The following is a 13,809-nucleotide window of genomic DNA, read 5'->3' as shown; positions in this document are numbered from 1 at the left end:
ATATTTGGAGCAAATTCGCTCCGCAGGCTGAAGGGGCGGTACCCCATCCACTCCGTGAGGAGAGAACCCTATACCTTTCCCGCTGGCGTCGCCTGTTGGGAACAGCGGGATGAACATCGTATCGGAGGATTAGATGACCAGACTGGCCCTGTGCGCGTTCTTTTTTTTGTTGCTCTCCGCATTCGTACCCCTGCCTCCGGCGAACGCCGCCCTGCGGATTTTTACCGAGGCCTATCCCCCGCTCAGTTTCGCGGCGGACGGCCAGGTGACCGGCCTGGCTACGGAGGTGGTCCGGGAGTTGCTGCGCCGGACCGCGACTACGGCAGAAATCCGCCTGGTCCCCTGGCGGGAAGGGTACCGGTTGGTGCGGGAAGAACCCGATACGGCGCTCTTCTCCACCGCCATGACTCCGGAGCGTAAGGAACAGTTTCAGTGGGTCGGGCCGATCGGTATCCTGGAGACCAATCTCTATGCCCCCCGCGGGTCCGAGATAGAAATCCTCACCCTGGAGGCGGCGAAAGGAGCCCACCGGATCGCCACGGTCGCCGGCTACTACAGCGAACAGCTTCTGAAACAGGCCGGTTTCGCCAACCTGGAGAGTTGTGACAGCGAAAAGGAGGCACTGGAGAAGCTGCTGGCCGGGAAGGTGCAGTTGGTGGTCGGCAACAACACTGCACTGCCGGCGGTCCTGGAAAAAATCGGGGCGAACCCGGGTGACGTGAAGAGCGTCTTCAACCTGTCCACGGACCTGACCTACCTGGCCTTTTCCAGGGCGACCCCGGAGCAGCAGGTGAAACGCTGGCAGCAGGCGCTGGATGAGATGAAACGGGACGGCACCTTCGGGAAGATTTACGCCCGCTGGCTCCCTGCCGAGGCGCCTCCCGGCATCCTCCAACTGATGACCGAGCATTATCCGCCCGTCACCTTCCTGAAGAACGGTAAGGCGGGTGGGCTGGTCACCGACATGGTCCGGGAGATTGCAGCGCGCCGCAGTCTCCCCGCTGACATCCGCGTCACCTCCTGGAAGAACGCCTATGATCTCGCCCTGCACCAGCCGAACGTGGTGCTGTTCAGCACCGAGCGCACCCCGCAACGGGAAAAACTGTTCCAGTGGGTCGGTCCGGTCGGCCGCAACAGTGCTGTCTTCTATGCCAAAAAGGGCTCCCATGTCGAGGTGAAGAATCTGGCGGATGCCCGGGCGTTGGACGCCATCGCTACCACCAGCAACTGGTTCACCGAGCAGTATCTGAAGGAGGAGGGGTTTGCCAATCTGGTCAGTTCGCCGGAGCCGGCCGAAAGTGTCCGGCAACTGATGGAGGGGAGGGTGCGGTTATCCATCTTCACGGACCTCACCGTTGCGGAGATCGTTCGGGAGGCCGGCTACCGCATGGAGGATCTGGAACCGGTCTTCACCGTCACCCGGACCGATTTCTACATCGCTTTCTCCCGCGGGACCCCCGCCGCCGAGGTGGCGGCGTGGCAGGCGACCCTGGACGCCATGAAAGGGGATGGCACCTTTGCAGCGATCTGCCGGCGTTATCTGCCTGCGGCCGATCTGGCGGACCTGATCCGCACGGGAGCGCATTGACGGTTGCCTCCGGGAACGGACTGTTATGCGGGCATCGTGGGGCGGTCAGGAAATTGACCGGAAGGGGTGAGCCTGTTGCTCTCCAGCAGTCCCAGCACCGAGGCGCTGAGCCGCCGGCTGCGATCATCGCAGCCGGCTTCACGCAACCCTTCGGCCAGGGCGGTGAAAGCGCTTTCATAGACCTGGCCGTGACACAGGTCGGCCGTCAGTGACAATGTCTCGCCAAAGACCGCCCGGACTCTGGCCTGCTCGCAGTCTTCCGCGCTGGTGGAGGTCAGCTTGCGGCAGAGCAGGGGGCGCACCGGGTGAATCGAGCAGTTCCCCGCCGCATCCAGGAACGCGCAGGGGCGCTGCATCACCAGGCGTTCTTCATCGGTCATGCCGGCGGTCTCCCAATCGAGCTTCCGTAGTCGTTCCCGCACCTTTGCTCGCTGCTGCGGAGGGAGCCTGTTCACCTCCCGGGCCACCAGCAGCGCTTCGGGTTCCAGCACCGCGACGTTGACGATGCAGCAATGGCCGCAGCCGGGCCCGCAGGCGACCAGAGATGCTTCCTGGCGCAGGGTCGGCAGGATCGCCTCGGTTTTGGCGTGCATGGCCATCGCCGCCGCTATCTTTTCCTGATCACCGGTCCCGCTGCTAAATTCCCCCCGCACCTCGTTGAGGAGTTCGGCGTGAAAGGCCGGCCAGTCCATTGGGGTGAAAGATTGCCCGGCGGGACGGGGAATAGTCGGCGGGTCGATCATGCGGCCTCCTGGTTCAGCTTTGGCCGACCAGGGCCAAAAAATCCTCATATTGGGAAAAGCCGACCAGCCGCCGCTCCTGGCAGAGGTGGGTCGGTACTGCGCGTACGCCCAAGGTGCGGGCCCGTTCCCAGTCAGTATCGACCGCCGCGGCGAAAAGCCCGCCGGCGAGAACCGCCTTCGCCTCGACCGGGTCAAGGCCAAGGTTGGCGATGATTGTCAGCAATTCCTCTTCCTGGCTGATGTCGCGCCCTGCGCTGAAGTAGGCGGCGAAGGTGGCCATCCGGTAGCCTTCGCCCAGGCCCTTTCCTTCTGCCCATTTCCCCAACTCCTGAGCGCGGCGGCTGTTGACGGTGCGACTGCGGGGGACGATGCTCAGCCCCTCGTCCCGGGCCAGCCCTTGCAGGCGCTCCTGCAGCGCCCTGATCTCGGCCGCACTGCGTCCGAAAAGGTCGGCCAGTTCCGTCCCCTCGGGCGGCGTCTCCGGGTGCAGGGGAAAGACGCTCCAGCGCAGTTCGACCCCGCATTCGCGCTGCAATCGGTCGGTACGCACGGTACCGAGGTAGCACCAGGGTCAGATGTAGTCGAAGAAAACCTCGACGACGGGTGCGGCGGTCATCGCTTAATCCTCCCTCTTTTCACTCCACCACGGTGGTCAGCCTGTGATCGATGCGGATGCACCCGGTCACGCTCATCGCCCCCGGGCATTTTTCGATGTAGTTCGCCAGTGCCCAGCGGGCATCGGCTTCTTCTTCCGCCTTCAATTTCAGGGTGTAGTGAACCCGGATGACGGTGATCTTGAGGACGCCGTTGACATCCTCGATATCCCCCTCGATTTCGGCCCGGAAGCGGTCGGTATGACTCCTGATCTTTCTGGTCGCCAGCACGCTGGCGAAGGTTCCCATCATTCAGGCCGCGACGGCGCCGACGATGTGGTCGAGGGTGGCGGCGTGCTCCTCGACCGGATCGACCTGGTAGAACTTCTGGATGCCGCCGTGAATCCCGTAATAGACCGGGTCCTTGAAGCCCTCGATGCGGGCGATGCGGATCGGGCCGCGGTCGCGGGTGATAGTGATGCGCGAGGTGTGAATCGGTTCGGCCATGGCAAGGTCTCCTGGTGGGTCAGTTTCCAGCTGAATTTTGCTCGACAGTTAAACCTTACCATGCCGGGCCCGGGAAGCAAAAAGGGGGGAGTGTGCAAAGGAGATATCGCTCCAGCGGTCTGTTTTGACCTCGCTGGCGCGGTGCGTTACATTGGGTGCGTTGACAAAATCTACCTCTATCAAGGGAGAAGGCATGGATGTAATTGAGAACTATTTTGCCTCGTTCAGCTGGGATGCCATCATTAAGACCGGGCTGCGCGTCACTCTCATTCTGGTGGCAGCCTGGATTGCCACCAAGGTGTTGCAGCAGTTTATCAAGAGCTTTGAAAGGCGGTTGCTCGAAAAGAGCGCGGCCGGGGAGGAGCCGCCCAGCGAATCGGAAAAACGGATCGAAACCATTGTCCGCCTGATCCGGCAGGGCGCCCTGCTCATGCTGTGGCTGACGGTCGGCCTGGTGGTCCTCAAGGAATTCGGCGTCGAGATCGGTCCGATCATCGCCAGCGCGGGGATCGTCGGTCTTGCGGTCGGCTTCGGCGGCCAGAACCTGGTGCGCGATATCATCGCCGGCTTCTTTATCATCCTGGAAAACCAGATCCGCGTCGGCGATGTGGCGATTATCAACGGCACCGGCGGACTGGTGGAGAAGATCAACTTCCGCACCACCGTGCTGCGCGATCTCGGCGGCGTGGTGCATATCTTCCCCAACGGCACCATCAATACCCTCAGCAACCTGACCAATGAATGGTCGGCCAGCGTCTTCGAGATCGGGGTCGCCTACAAGGAGAATACCGATCGCGTCATCGCGATCATGCAGCAGGTCGGGGAGGGGATGCGGGGGGATGAGTACTTCGGTCCCCTGATGTTGGAAGCGCCGGAGATTTTCGGCGTGGACAAGTTCGCCGACTCCGCCGTCATCATCAAGGGGCGCATCAAGACCAAGCCGATCCGCCAATGGGAGGTCGGCCGCGAGTTCCTGCGCCGGGTCAAGTTCGCCTTCGATGAAAACCGCATCGAAATCCCCTTCCCGCACCGCTCTCTCTACTTCGGCGAAAAGAGCGGACCCTTCGAGTTCAACCAGCTGGTCAATAGTCAAGGGGGAGCCGCAGAGGATGTCACCTCCGCTCCGGGTAAATAGTGCAACCGCGACCGGGAGAGGAAGGGAGCGTACCCCTGCCGCCGGTTCTGCCACGCAAAAAGCCGGGCCCGAAATGGGCCCGGCTTTTTGCCGCTGGACAGCCTGGTGATCGATCAGCCGAGGATCTGCTTGAGATCGCCTTCGGCAGTGCCGATCGGGCCGATATTGAAGTTCTCGACCAGGAAATTGAGGACGTTGGGCGTGACGAAGGCCGGCAGCGACGGGCCGATCTTGATGTTCTTGATGCCGAGATGGAGCAGGGTCAACAGGATCGCCACCGCCTTCTGCTCATACCAGGAGAGGATCATCGACAGCGGCAGGTCGTTGACCTCGCACTCAAAGGCGCCGGCGAGAGCGACCGCGATCTGGATCGCGCTGTAGGCATCGTTGCACTGGCCGACGTCGAGCAGGCGCGGGATGCCGCCGATGTCGCCGAGGTCCATGGTGTTGAAACGGTACTTGCCGCAGGCGAGGGTGAGGATGACAGTATCCTTCGGCGCCTTCTCGGCGAACTCGGTGTAGTAGTTACGTCCCGACTTGGCGCCGTCGCAGCCGCCGACGAGGAAGAAATGCTTGATCTGGCCCGCCTTGACCGCGGCGATCACCTTGTCGGCGACGCCGAGGACGGCGTTGTGGCCGAAGCCGGTGAGGATCTCCTGGCCGGGATTGTCGGCAAAACCTTCACATTCCTGGGCCTTCTTGATGACGGCGGAGAAGTCCCAGCCCTCAACGTGCTTGACGTCGGGCCACTGCACCAGCCCCCAGGTGAAGAGGCGGTCCTTGTAGGCCTCGGCCGGGCGCTGGATGCAGTTGGTGTTGAAGATGATGGCGCCGGGGAAGGCAGGGAATTCCTTGGCCTGGTCCTGCCAGGCGCCGCCGAAGTTGCCGGCGAGATGGGCGTATTTTTTCAGGCCGGGGTAGCCGTGGGCGGGGAGCATCTCGCCGTGGGTATAGATGTTGATCCCTTTGCCTTCGGTCTGCTTGAGGAGTTCTTCGAGCATCTTCAGGTCGTGGCCGGAAACGAGGATCGCCTTGCCGGCCCTGGTGCCGAGTTGTACCTGTGTCGGCACCGGATGGCCGTAAGTGTCGGTGTGGGCGGTGCTGAGCAGCTCCATGGTGACCAGGTTGATGCGGCCGCACTCCATGGCGAGGCCGACGAAGTCCATCAGCCCGAGACTCGGGTCGAGGGTGGCGGCGAGGGCCTTGTGGGTGAAGGCGTAGATTTCGTCATTCTCGCGGCCGAGGATCAGGGCATGGTCGGCATAGGCGGCGTACCCCTTCATGCCGTATACCACGATCTCCTGGACCGACTTGACGTCGGGGTCGATGCTGTCGCTCTTGACGCCGTGGGCGGCGCCCTGGGCGATCAGCTCAGCGGTCGAACCAGCCGGCTGGAAACTGGCGGCGGCGGGGATGGACCCGGCGACGGGGCCGGCAAGGGCCTTGGCTTTCCCGAGCAGGGTGCCGGCCTTGCGCAGGGTCTTGGCGATATCTTCAGCGTCGAAGTCGACGTTGGTGACGGTGGTGAAGAGCCCTTCGATCATGAAACGGTCGATCTCGGCGTCCTTCTTGCCGGCGGCGCGGGCCTTGTCGGCCCAGAAGGCGATCCCCTTCAGGGTGTAGACCAGCAGGTCCTGCAGGGCGGCGACCTCGGGTTGCTTGCCGCAGACGCCGATCTTGGTGCAGCCCGTACCCTGAGCGGCTTGCTCACATTGGAAACAGAACATGTTCTCCATTGGTGTCCTCCTTGTGGTTGGTTGATAGGTCGTGGTTTCGGGGAGAGCCGGCAGCGGGAAGGATTCCTTGACAAGTGGTACGGTGCAGGGAAAACTTGCCGCGGCAACTGTTATAATTCCTGCACGCAGGTAAATCTGCTGCAGGTGGCGCTACCCTAGCGGTAAATTCTGGAAGCGGCTTTGACTTTGATCAAAAAGGGAAACAACAAATGAAAAAATTTCAGGACCCAGGCAGATGAAGGCTGTCATGTGCCGCTACTGGCTGCTGAAGTCGGAGCCGGGTTGTTTCTCCTTTGCCGATCTGCAGGGGGCGCCGGAGAGCACCAGTTCCTGGGACGGGGTCCGCAATTACCAGGCCCGCAACCTGCTGCGCGACGAGTTGCAGCCCGGTGACGGGATCCTATTTTACCACAGCAATATCCCGGCGCCAGCGATCGTCGGGCTTGCTGTTGTCGCGAGCAGGGGGTACCCCGATGCCACCGCCCTCGATCCGCGGGCGGAACACTTCGACCCCCGGGCCAGCGTCGACAACCCGATCTGGTTTCTGGTCGATGTCCGCGCCCTGCGGCCCCTGCCGCAGCCGCTGACCCGCGACGACCTGCGCCGGCATCCGGCACTGGCCGGAATGGAGCTGCTGCGCAAGGGGAGCCGGCTCTCGGTGCAGCCGGTGCGTGAAAGCGAATGGCGAGTCGTCCTCAACCTGGCCGGGGTCGCCGATCCCCTGCAGGAAATCTAGCGCTCCGCCTCTGGGTGGAGCAGGTTCTTGGGAGGTAGGAATGAAACGGATTGGACGCTGGCTGGCGATCGTCGCCGTCGTGGTGGTCGCTTTGCTGATCGCCGGATTTGTGCTGGTCAAGCTGCTGGTGACGCCGGAACGGGTTCGGGCCACCCTGGTGCCGCTGGCGGAAAAGGCGCTGCAGCGGCCGGTCGCCCTCGGTGAGATCAACATCGGGCTCTTCTCCGGGGTGCAGGTGGCCAACCTGGAAATCGGCGAACCCGATGGCCGTGAAAGCTTTGTCGCCGCCGACAAGGTGGTGCTGCGCTATCGCTTCTGGCCCCTGTTGCGGGGTCAGGTCGTCATCGACGAGGCGCGCCTGGTCGGACCGAAAATCCGCATCGTGCGGCTGGCCGATGGCCGTTTCAACTTCGACGACCTGGTCGCCGCGCCACCTGCAGGTTCGGAAACGCCAGCAGCGCCAGCGTCGCCAGGATCGGGAACCCCTATTGACCTAAGCATCTCCCGGGTCGCCATCGAAGGGGGGGAGGTGGTCTTCCTCGATTACCGAGTCGACGCCAAGGCCCCCTACCGGTTGAAGTTCTCCGCCATCGGCCTGGAGCTGCAGGATGTCTCCCTGACCCGGTCTTTCCCCTTCGAACTGCAGGCACGGATCAACGATGCCCAGCTCGAAATCAGCGGTGACGCCGACCTAGGGGCCCGCAAGGGGAACGCCCATGTGCGCCTCACCGATCTCGACGTGACCGGCTTTGCCCCCTATCTGCGCGGCCACATCCCCGGCACGCTCGGCGCGCTCAAGGTCAGCACCGACCTGACCCTGGCCGGTGATGCCAGCCAGCTCACATCCAGGGGAGAGCTGACCCTCGCCAACCTCGACCTCACCCTCGATGCGCTGCCGGATGCGCCGCTGCGCCAGGCCCGCCTCGGTCTCGACTATGCGATCAGGCTCGACCCGACCCGGCAGCAGCTGGCAATCGACAAGGGGCATTTCACCTTCAACGGTATCGCGGCAGAGCTGAGCGGCAGCGTCGCCGACTACGGGACCACCCCCCGGGTCGATCTCCAGCTGGCCCTGCCGGCCCTCGACCTGCGACAGGCCCTCGACGCCCTCCCGCCCGGGCTGGTCGCCGCGACGGACGGACTCGATCCGGCCGGAAAGCTCGATCTGCAGGCCCATCTCGCCGGAACCACCGATCACCCCGAGGCTCTCTTGCAGGAAGGGAGCCTGCGCCTGAGCGCGGTGCAGGCGAGCCTGGCCGGTCTGCGCCCGGCGCTCAATGGCAGTTTCGCCCTCAAGGGGGGCGCCCTCTCCAGCCAGGGGCTGCAGCTGGTTGCCGGCGACAATCGGGCCGATCTCGACCTCAAGGTGGCGAACCTCTTCGCCCGCCCGCTGGTGGTGAGCTTGAAAGTGAGCGCCGACCGCCTGCTGCTCGATCCACTGGTTGCCGCCGGCAACCCGCCCCCGGATACCCCGGCCGCGGATGCGCCGCCGTCTCCACCGGCAACCGAAGCGGGCCCCCTCGATCTGCCGCTTACGGCGGACGTCACCATGACAGTAAAGAAAACGATCTACCAGGGACTGGAGTGTCAGGATCTTTTCCTGCACGGGACGCTGGTGAAGAACATCCTGCAGATCGACAGCCTGCGCGGCAACCTCGCCGGGGGGAATTTCACCGACACCGCCCGCATCGACCTCGGTCGCCCCGGGTTCGCCTACCGCACCCACCTGGTGCTGACCGATATCGAGCTCGAGCCGCTGGTGGGCGCCCTGCAACCCGAGGCCAACGGCAAGCTGTCGGGAACCATTGCCCTGGTCACTGACCTGGCCGGTAACGGGACCCTGCCGGCGACCATCCGCCGCGAGCTCTCCGGCAACGGCGAGGTCACGCTCCGCAATGGACGCCTCGACGGCGGTGAACTGGCCCGGGGGCTGGCCACGGTCCTCGGCCTCGACGAGCTGCAGCGTCTGACCTTCCAGCAGTGGGACGGCAACTTCCGTATCGAGGCGGGGAAGGTGAAGTTCGACAGCCGCTTCAGTGGGGGTCAGCTCCGGTTGTCGCCGCAGGGGTCGGTCGGGCTGGACGGCAGCCTCAATGTCGTGCTCGATACCCGGGTCGCGCCGGAACTGACCGCCAAGCTCGACCAGCGCGGAAAGGTCAGCTCCTATTTCAAGGATGCTGACGGCTGGGGGCAGTTGCCCCTGAAACTGAGCGGCAATATCGACAAGCCGCACTTCGAGATCGACGCCCGCGCAGCGACGCGCCAGGCCGGGGAAAAGCTGCAGCAGAAACTGGAGCAGAAGCTGATCGACAAGCTCGGGCCCAAGGAGAAGGGGGAGCCGGCCGGCGGCACTGACCAGAAGAAGCTCCTCGAAGAGAGCATCCGCGGCCTGTTCAAAAATTGACAGGGGCGCTCTCCATGCAGTACAAAGAACGATCTTTTTTATGAAAGGGAGCCCGGCAAGATGGCAGGAATGGAAGACTACAGCGGTTTCGAGGTGATTCGCGCCGCCATGGAAATCGAGAAGAATGGCCACCGCTTCTACAGCGCCATGACCAATAAGGCCCGCAGCGAGCTGGCGCGGGAGATCTTTTCCTGGCTCGCCCAGGACGAAGTGCAGCACCTGCGTACCCTGGAGCGAATGGTGCCGCAGTTCCAGGAGGGTCAGTTCTGGGAGGACGAGGAACTCTTCCTCCCCTACCTGAAACGGTTTGCCGAGGAGAGCATCTTCCCCGCCCCGGAACGTCTTGAGGCGATGCTGGGAAGTGGTGATTCCGACCTGCAGGCCTTTGACCTGGCGATCGAGGCCGAAGAGAAGTTTGCCGCCTATTTCAACCTCGCCGCCAGCCAGGCCCGCAGCGCCGACGGGCGCCAGGCCTTTGCCTGGCTGGCCGGGGAGGAAGAGCGCCACGCCGCCGCCCTCAAGGAGCGCAAGGCAAAGCTGCAGGGCGCGGTCTGAAGAAGCCGTGCGCAGTCGCTGGGGAACCCTGCTTGGCTAGCCGTCGGTAACTACCCGTTTTGACCATTGTTATTTTTATCGTGAAATGGTACAAGGCACTGGTTCTACGCTTATTTCATGAATTCATTCAATGTTGGAGGCTGGCATGGCCAGTGACAAGCGCAATATCAGGCGGCACCGCAAGCGCCTGCAGATAAAGTTCGGAGTGGACGAGGCGGGCCGCTTCGGCTTCACCGAGGACATTTCCGATACCGGGATTTTCATCAAATCGGCAGTGGTGCAGAATCCCAATTCGGTTCTCAAGCTGGAGCTTACCTCTCCCGGCGGCGAGGTCATCCACCTGGTCGGAAGGGTGATGTGGGCGAAAAAGGTTCCGCCCAACCTGCTGCGTCGTCTCAAGGGAGGGATGGGGGTGCGCATCCTGCGTTTTACCAGTGGGGAGCCCCTCTATCGTTCTCTGCTCAGCGAACTGCAGGAGCGCACCTAGAGGCGTTCCTGCAACCCCTGCCGCACCGGAGACCATGGTCATGCGCGAACGGATTCTCCGCTGGCTCCCCTTCTTCCTGACTGCCTACCTGCTCGGTGAATGGCTGGTCAGCCTGCTCCACGAGTAGGTCGACCCCCCGGTTTCAGGTCACGCATAGAAAATCCCGCCCCTCCACCAGGCCGCGCTGCCTGGACCATTCACGGACCTGCTCCCTGGCGCCCCTGGCGCCGATCGTCACCAGAATCCTCGCCCCGCCCGCCTGCAGGGCATCGACAGCCACAACCGGCGCCTTGTGAATGACCTGGCCGATCTTGCGGCGGTCGACCTCGACCCAGCCGCTTACAGCGATCCCTGCCTCTGCCAGAGACTTGCGCCAGGCCTTCCCCTCTGTGCCGGCCCCCCATAAGGTTACCTGGGTCGCCCCGGCGAGAAAGGTCTGACGCAGGTGATGAATCTTGCAGGCGCGAAATGCTGCCGGACTGCAGGCGGGACTGGTGCGGGTCAGGCGGCGATCCCGGTCGCGCCAGAAAAGAAGCGGCTCCGGTAATCGGGCGAAGGTTCCCGGCCGGCGCGCCAGGCGCAACCAGAGGTCATAATCCTCGGCCCAGCCGAGATCGCGGTAGCCGCCGGCGGCCAGGACCTGCCCGGTCCGGAACATGACGCTGGGGTGGGCAAAGGGGGACTCGACGTAAAGGTCGCGGCGGATGGCGGCATCGTCGAGAAGGCTGTTCTGCCAACGCTCGTAGTCACGCATGCCACCCGCCAGCCGCGGCCGGGGAAAGTGGCGCACCCGGCTCGCTACCAGCAGGCACTCAGGATGATTCTGCAGGTAGCGCCACTGCCGGGCGAGGCGCTGGGGGTGGCAGACATCGTCCCCGTCCATGCGCGCCACCAAGGGCGCCCGGCAGGCGGCCAGGCCGCTATTGAGGGCGCTCACCAGCCCTTGCGGCGGCAGGGTCAGGAGGCGCACCCGGGGATCGAGAGCGGCGGCCGCGAGAAGTTGCGGGGTGCGGTCGGTCGAGCCGTCGTCGACGGCGACCAGCTCCCAGTCGGTAAAGGTTTGGCGTTGCAGGGAGGCGAGGGCGGCCGGCAGGAACTCTTCCTCGTTGCGGACTGTCAGCAGGATCGAGACTGCCGGGGAATTCACAGCCCGAGGGTCCGCAGGATCAGCAGGGCGATGGTGTAGGTGCCGGCGGAGAGGAGGGTTGAAAGCATGACGATGGAGGCCGCGAGTTCGGCATCGCTCTTGAGCTGGTGGGCCATGATGTAGGTTGCCGTCGCCGCAGGGGTTCCCGCCATCAGCACGCCGATCGCCAGGTCGATGCCGGAGACGCCGAGACCGACCAGGAGCAGGGCGGTGCCGAGGGGGAGCCAGAGCAGCTTGATGCCGGTGGCAAAGGCCGCCCGCACCAGGTCGCCGCGCAGCTTTTCGAGGGAAAAGGAGCCGCCGATGGCGATCAGGGCGAGGGGGAGGGTCATGCCGGTGGCGATATGCAGGCTGCGGTCGAGGACGGCGGGGAAGGGGAGCTTGAGAAAGCTCCAGGCGATGCCGGCGAAGGAGGCGATGATCAACGGATTGAGGAGGATCTGGCGGCCCCAGAAGCCGTAGCCGCGGCCGGTTTTCCTGTCGCGCTGGGGGAGGAGCAGGGCGAGGATGGCGAGGAAATTGAGGACCGGGACGAGAAAGCCCATGAGGATGCCGGCCCGGGTCAGGCCGTTTTCGCCGTAGGCATTGAAGACGATGGCGAGGCCCATGTAGGCGAGGTTGCCACGAAAGGAGCCCTGGCTGAAGGCGCCGTGCGCCGGCGGCGGATAGTGGCGCAGCGCCCCCCAGCCGTAGCTGACCAGGAAACCGGCGCCGATTCCGGCGGCGGAACCGAGGACCAGGGTGGGGTTGAAGTTGGCAAAAAAGTCGGCGCTGCCGATCTTGTAGAAGAGGAGGAGCGGCAGACAGATGTAGTAGACGAGGCGGTTGGTCTGCAGCAGGAAACCGGCGTCGATCAGCGCGAGCCGACGCAGCAGGTAGCCGAGGCCGATGACCAGGAAGACCGGCAGGACGATATTGAGGATGTCGAAAAAGAGCACCGGGGGAGGACCTCGCTTTGGATGGCGTTCCGGGAGGATACCCCGGGGAGGAAATCCTCTTCAAGATTATTCTCGAAGTCGCTTCCCCCTTGACGGCTGCCTGGCCGCACTTCACAATCGCAGGTATGCATCGAATCGACCGCTCGCGGATTGCCATCCTGTTCGTTCTGGTAGCAGGGATCACCGCCCTGCACTACCTGACGACCATTCAGTATGCCCAGTTCCACGATATCTATCGGCGGCTCTACTATCTCCCCATCGTACTTGGCGGGCTCTGGTTCGGGCTGCGCGGCGGCATCGGGGTGGCGCTGGCGGTCTCCCTCCTCTACCTCCCGCACGTGGTGCTGCAGTGGGGGCATCATCCGCTGACCGAGGTCGAGCAGTACCTGGAAATCCTCCTCTACAACGTGATCGGCGGCCTGACCGGTCTTCTTTCCCAGCGCGAGCGACTGCAGAAGGAGCGCTACCAGCAGGCGGCCCGGATTCTCGAGGAGAATTACGCCAAGCTGCGTCAGCAGGCCGACCAGATCCTCGAGATCGAGGAACAGCTGCGCCGCGCCGATCGCCTCTCCGCCCTCGGCGAACTCTCCGCAGGGATGGCCCACGAAATCCGCAACCCCCTCGGCTCGATTCGCGGCACCGCCGAGATTCTGCGCGACGGCATGGCGGTCGATGATCCGCGCAGCGAGTTTGCCGCCATCCTGATCCGGGAGGTCGATCGCCTCAACCGGGTGGTGCAGGATTTTCTCGAATTCGCTCGCCCCGGCGAGACCGGCCGCAGTCCCGTCGATCTCAACCAGCTGCTGCAGGAGCTGCTGCTGCTGACCCGGCAGCCGACCCGCAGCGGTGGTGTCGCAGTCGACTTTGCGCCAGGATCGATTCCGCTGGTCCAGGCCGACAGTGAACAGCTGCGGCAGGCCTTTCTCAACCTGATCCTCAATGCCTTGCAGGCGATGCCCGATGGCGGTACCCTGCAGATCGCCTCGCGCAGCGACGGGGAGACGGTTTCGATCGAGTTCCGCGACAGTGGCGGCGGCATCCCCCCCGCCAACCTGAGCCGGATTTTCAACCCCTTCTTCACCACCCGCAGCGAAGGGACCGGGCTGGGGCTGGCGATTACCCACCGCATCGTGCAGGGGCACGGCGGCCGGATCGAGGTTGCGAGCCAGCCCGGCGTCGGAACCCTCTTCACCCTGACTTTCCCGGCTCTGGCAACGGGCTGAAATGAAATGGAACCGCG

13 protein-coding genes and 1 pseudogene are annotated in these 13,809 nt (G+C 64.0%); 7 read left to right on the top strand and 7 right to left on the bottom strand.

Features of this window, described 5'->3' with window-relative positions; translation table 11 throughout:
• The first annotated feature begins 133 nt into the window (after positions 1-133).
• Positions 134-1,588 (top strand): substrate-binding periplasmic protein, encoded by a 1,455-nt coding sequence (locus ACYQ8E_RS05640; RefSeq protein ID WP_066727585.1) that lies wholly within the window; start codon positions 134-136, stop codon positions 1,586-1,588.
• Between the two features lie 23 nt (positions 1,589-1,611).
• On the opposite strand, the gene ACYQ8E_RS05635 is transcribed toward ACYQ8E_RS05640, so the two are convergent.
• From ACYQ8E_RS05635 to ACYQ8E_RS05620, 4 genes and pseudogenes are all read right to left on the bottom strand, one after another.
• Positions 1,612-2,331: a YkgJ family cysteine cluster protein gene (locus ACYQ8E_RS05635; RefSeq protein WP_066727584.1), complete on the bottom strand. Its 720-nt coding sequence runs from the start codon at positions 2,329-2,331 to the stop codon at positions 1,612-1,614.
• 13 nt (positions 2,332-2,344) lie between these two features.
• Positions 2,345-2,890 (bottom strand): annotated as a pseudogene (locus tag ACYQ8E_RS05630) (DsbA family oxidoreductase); the annotation flags it as partial.
• 76 nt (positions 2,891-2,966) lie between these two features.
• The gene (locus ACYQ8E_RS05625) at positions 2,967-3,236 is read right to left on the bottom strand and encodes an OsmC family protein (protein WP_066727582.1); all 270 of its coding nucleotides are present in this window, start codon (positions 3,234-3,236) and stop codon (positions 2,967-2,969) included.
• On the bottom strand, positions 3,237-3,431 hold the full coding sequence (locus ACYQ8E_RS05620; protein ID WP_066727581.1) for a hypothetical protein: 195 nt from the start codon (positions 3,429-3,431) through the stop codon (positions 3,237-3,239). It abuts the gene before it with no gap.
• Positions 3,432-3,624: 193 nt separating this feature from the next.
• Here ACYQ8E_RS05620 and ACYQ8E_RS05615 point away from each other — a divergent pair, with 193 nt between their 5' ends.
• Positions 3,625-4,566, top strand: a complete 942-nt coding sequence (locus tag ACYQ8E_RS05615) for a mechanosensitive ion channel family protein (protein WP_066727580.1) — start codon at positions 3,625-3,627, stop codon at positions 4,564-4,566.
• A gap of 113 nt (positions 4,567-4,679) precedes the next feature.
• On the opposite strand, the gene hcp is transcribed toward ACYQ8E_RS05615, so the two are convergent.
• Entirely contained in the window at positions 4,680-6,293 is a 1,614-nt protein-coding gene (gene hcp, locus ACYQ8E_RS05610; protein WP_082820482.1) for a hydroxylamine reductase, read from the bottom strand.
• Positions 6,294-6,537: 244 nt separating this feature from the next.
• Here hcp and ACYQ8E_RS05605 point away from each other — a divergent pair, with 244 nt between their 5' ends.
• From ACYQ8E_RS05605 to ACYQ8E_RS05590, 4 genes are all read left to right on the top strand, one after another.
• On the top strand, positions 6,538-7,038 hold the full coding sequence (locus tag ACYQ8E_RS05605; protein ID WP_066727578.1) for an EVE domain-containing protein: 501 nt from the start codon (positions 6,538-6,540) through the stop codon (positions 7,036-7,038).
• A gap of 40 nt (positions 7,039-7,078) precedes the next feature.
• A complete protein-coding gene (locus ACYQ8E_RS05600) occupies positions 7,079-9,442 on the top strand; it encodes a DUF748 domain-containing protein (RefSeq protein WP_066727577.1) in 2,364 nt (787 codons plus the stop codon).
• Positions 9,443-9,502: 60 nt separating this feature from the next.
• Positions 9,503-9,997: a ferritin-like domain-containing protein gene (locus ACYQ8E_RS05595; protein WP_066727576.1), complete on the top strand. Its 495-nt coding sequence runs from the start codon at positions 9,503-9,505 to the stop codon at positions 9,995-9,997.
• Positions 9,998-10,142: 145 nt separating this feature from the next.
• Positions 10,143-10,484: a PilZ domain-containing protein gene (locus ACYQ8E_RS05590; RefSeq protein ID WP_066727575.1), complete on the top strand. Its 342-nt coding sequence runs from the start codon at positions 10,143-10,145 to the stop codon at positions 10,482-10,484.
• Between the two features lie 142 nt (positions 10,485-10,626).
• Here the strand turns inward: ACYQ8E_RS05590 and ACYQ8E_RS05585 are convergent, their stop codons facing one another.
• Together ACYQ8E_RS05585 and ACYQ8E_RS05580 are read right to left on the bottom strand one after the other, a co-directional pair.
• On the bottom strand, positions 10,627-11,631 hold the full coding sequence (locus tag ACYQ8E_RS05585) for a glycosyltransferase family 2 protein (protein WP_066727574.1): 1,005 nt from the start codon (positions 11,629-11,631) through the stop codon (positions 10,627-10,629).
• Positions 11,628-12,569 (bottom strand): AEC family transporter, encoded by a 942-nt coding sequence (locus tag ACYQ8E_RS05580; RefSeq protein ID WP_066727573.1) that lies wholly within the window; start codon positions 12,567-12,569, stop codon positions 11,628-11,630. Before ACYQ8E_RS05580 ends, ACYQ8E_RS05585 begins: the two co-directional genes overlap by 4 nt.
• 125 nt (positions 12,570-12,694) lie before the next feature.
• On the opposite strand from ACYQ8E_RS05580, the gene ACYQ8E_RS05575 reads away from it, so the two are divergent.
• Entirely contained in the window at positions 12,695-13,792 is a 1,098-nt protein-coding gene (locus tag ACYQ8E_RS05575) for a two-component system sensor histidine kinase NtrB (protein WP_459860382.1), read from the top strand.
• Positions 13,793-13,809: the final 17 nt, after the last annotated feature.

It is taken from the genome of Desulfuromonas carbonis (assembly GCF_054658035.1).
The sequence above is the reverse complement of the archived record's forward strand: the minus strand, read 5'-3'. Positions and strand labels throughout refer to the sequence as shown.

Bases quoted from the DNA above. Each gene is read 5' to 3' on its own strand.
- ACYQ8E_RS05640 (WP_066727585.1), top strand. From the start codon at position 134: ATGACCAGACTGGCCCTGTGCGCGTTCTTTTTTTTGTTGCTCTCCGCA.
- ACYQ8E_RS05635 (WP_066727584.1), bottom strand. From the start codon at position 2,331: ATGATCGACCCGCCGACTATTCCCCGTCCCGCCGGGCAATCTTTCACC.
- ACYQ8E_RS05625 (WP_066727582.1), bottom strand. From the start codon at position 3,236: ATGATGGGAACCTTCGCCAGCGTGCTGGCGACCAGAAAGATCAGGAGT.
- ACYQ8E_RS05620 (WP_066727581.1), bottom strand. From the start codon at position 3,431: ATGGCCGAACCGATTCACACCTCGCGCATCACTATCACCCGCGACCGC.
- ACYQ8E_RS05615 (WP_066727580.1), top strand. From the start codon at position 3,625: ATGGATGTAATTGAGAACTATTTTGCCTCGTTCAGCTGGGATGCCATC.
- hcp (WP_082820482.1), bottom strand. From the start codon at position 6,293: ATGTTCTGTTTCCAATGTGAGCAAGCCGCTCAGGGTACGGGCTGCACC.
- ACYQ8E_RS05605 (WP_066727578.1), top strand. From the start codon at position 6,538: ATGAAGGCTGTCATGTGCCGCTACTGGCTGCTGAAGTCGGAGCCGGGT.
- ACYQ8E_RS05600 (WP_066727577.1), top strand. From the start codon at position 7,079: ATGAAACGGATTGGACGCTGGCTGGCGATCGTCGCCGTCGTGGTGGTC.
- ACYQ8E_RS05595 (WP_066727576.1), top strand. From the start codon at position 9,503: ATGGCAGGAATGGAAGACTACAGCGGTTTCGAGGTGATTCGCGCCGCC.
- ACYQ8E_RS05590 (WP_066727575.1), top strand. From the start codon at position 10,143: ATGGCCAGTGACAAGCGCAATATCAGGCGGCACCGCAAGCGCCTGCAG.
- ACYQ8E_RS05575 (WP_459860382.1), top strand. From the start codon at position 12,695: ATGCATCGAATCGACCGCTCGCGGATTGCCATCCTGTTCGTTCTGGTA.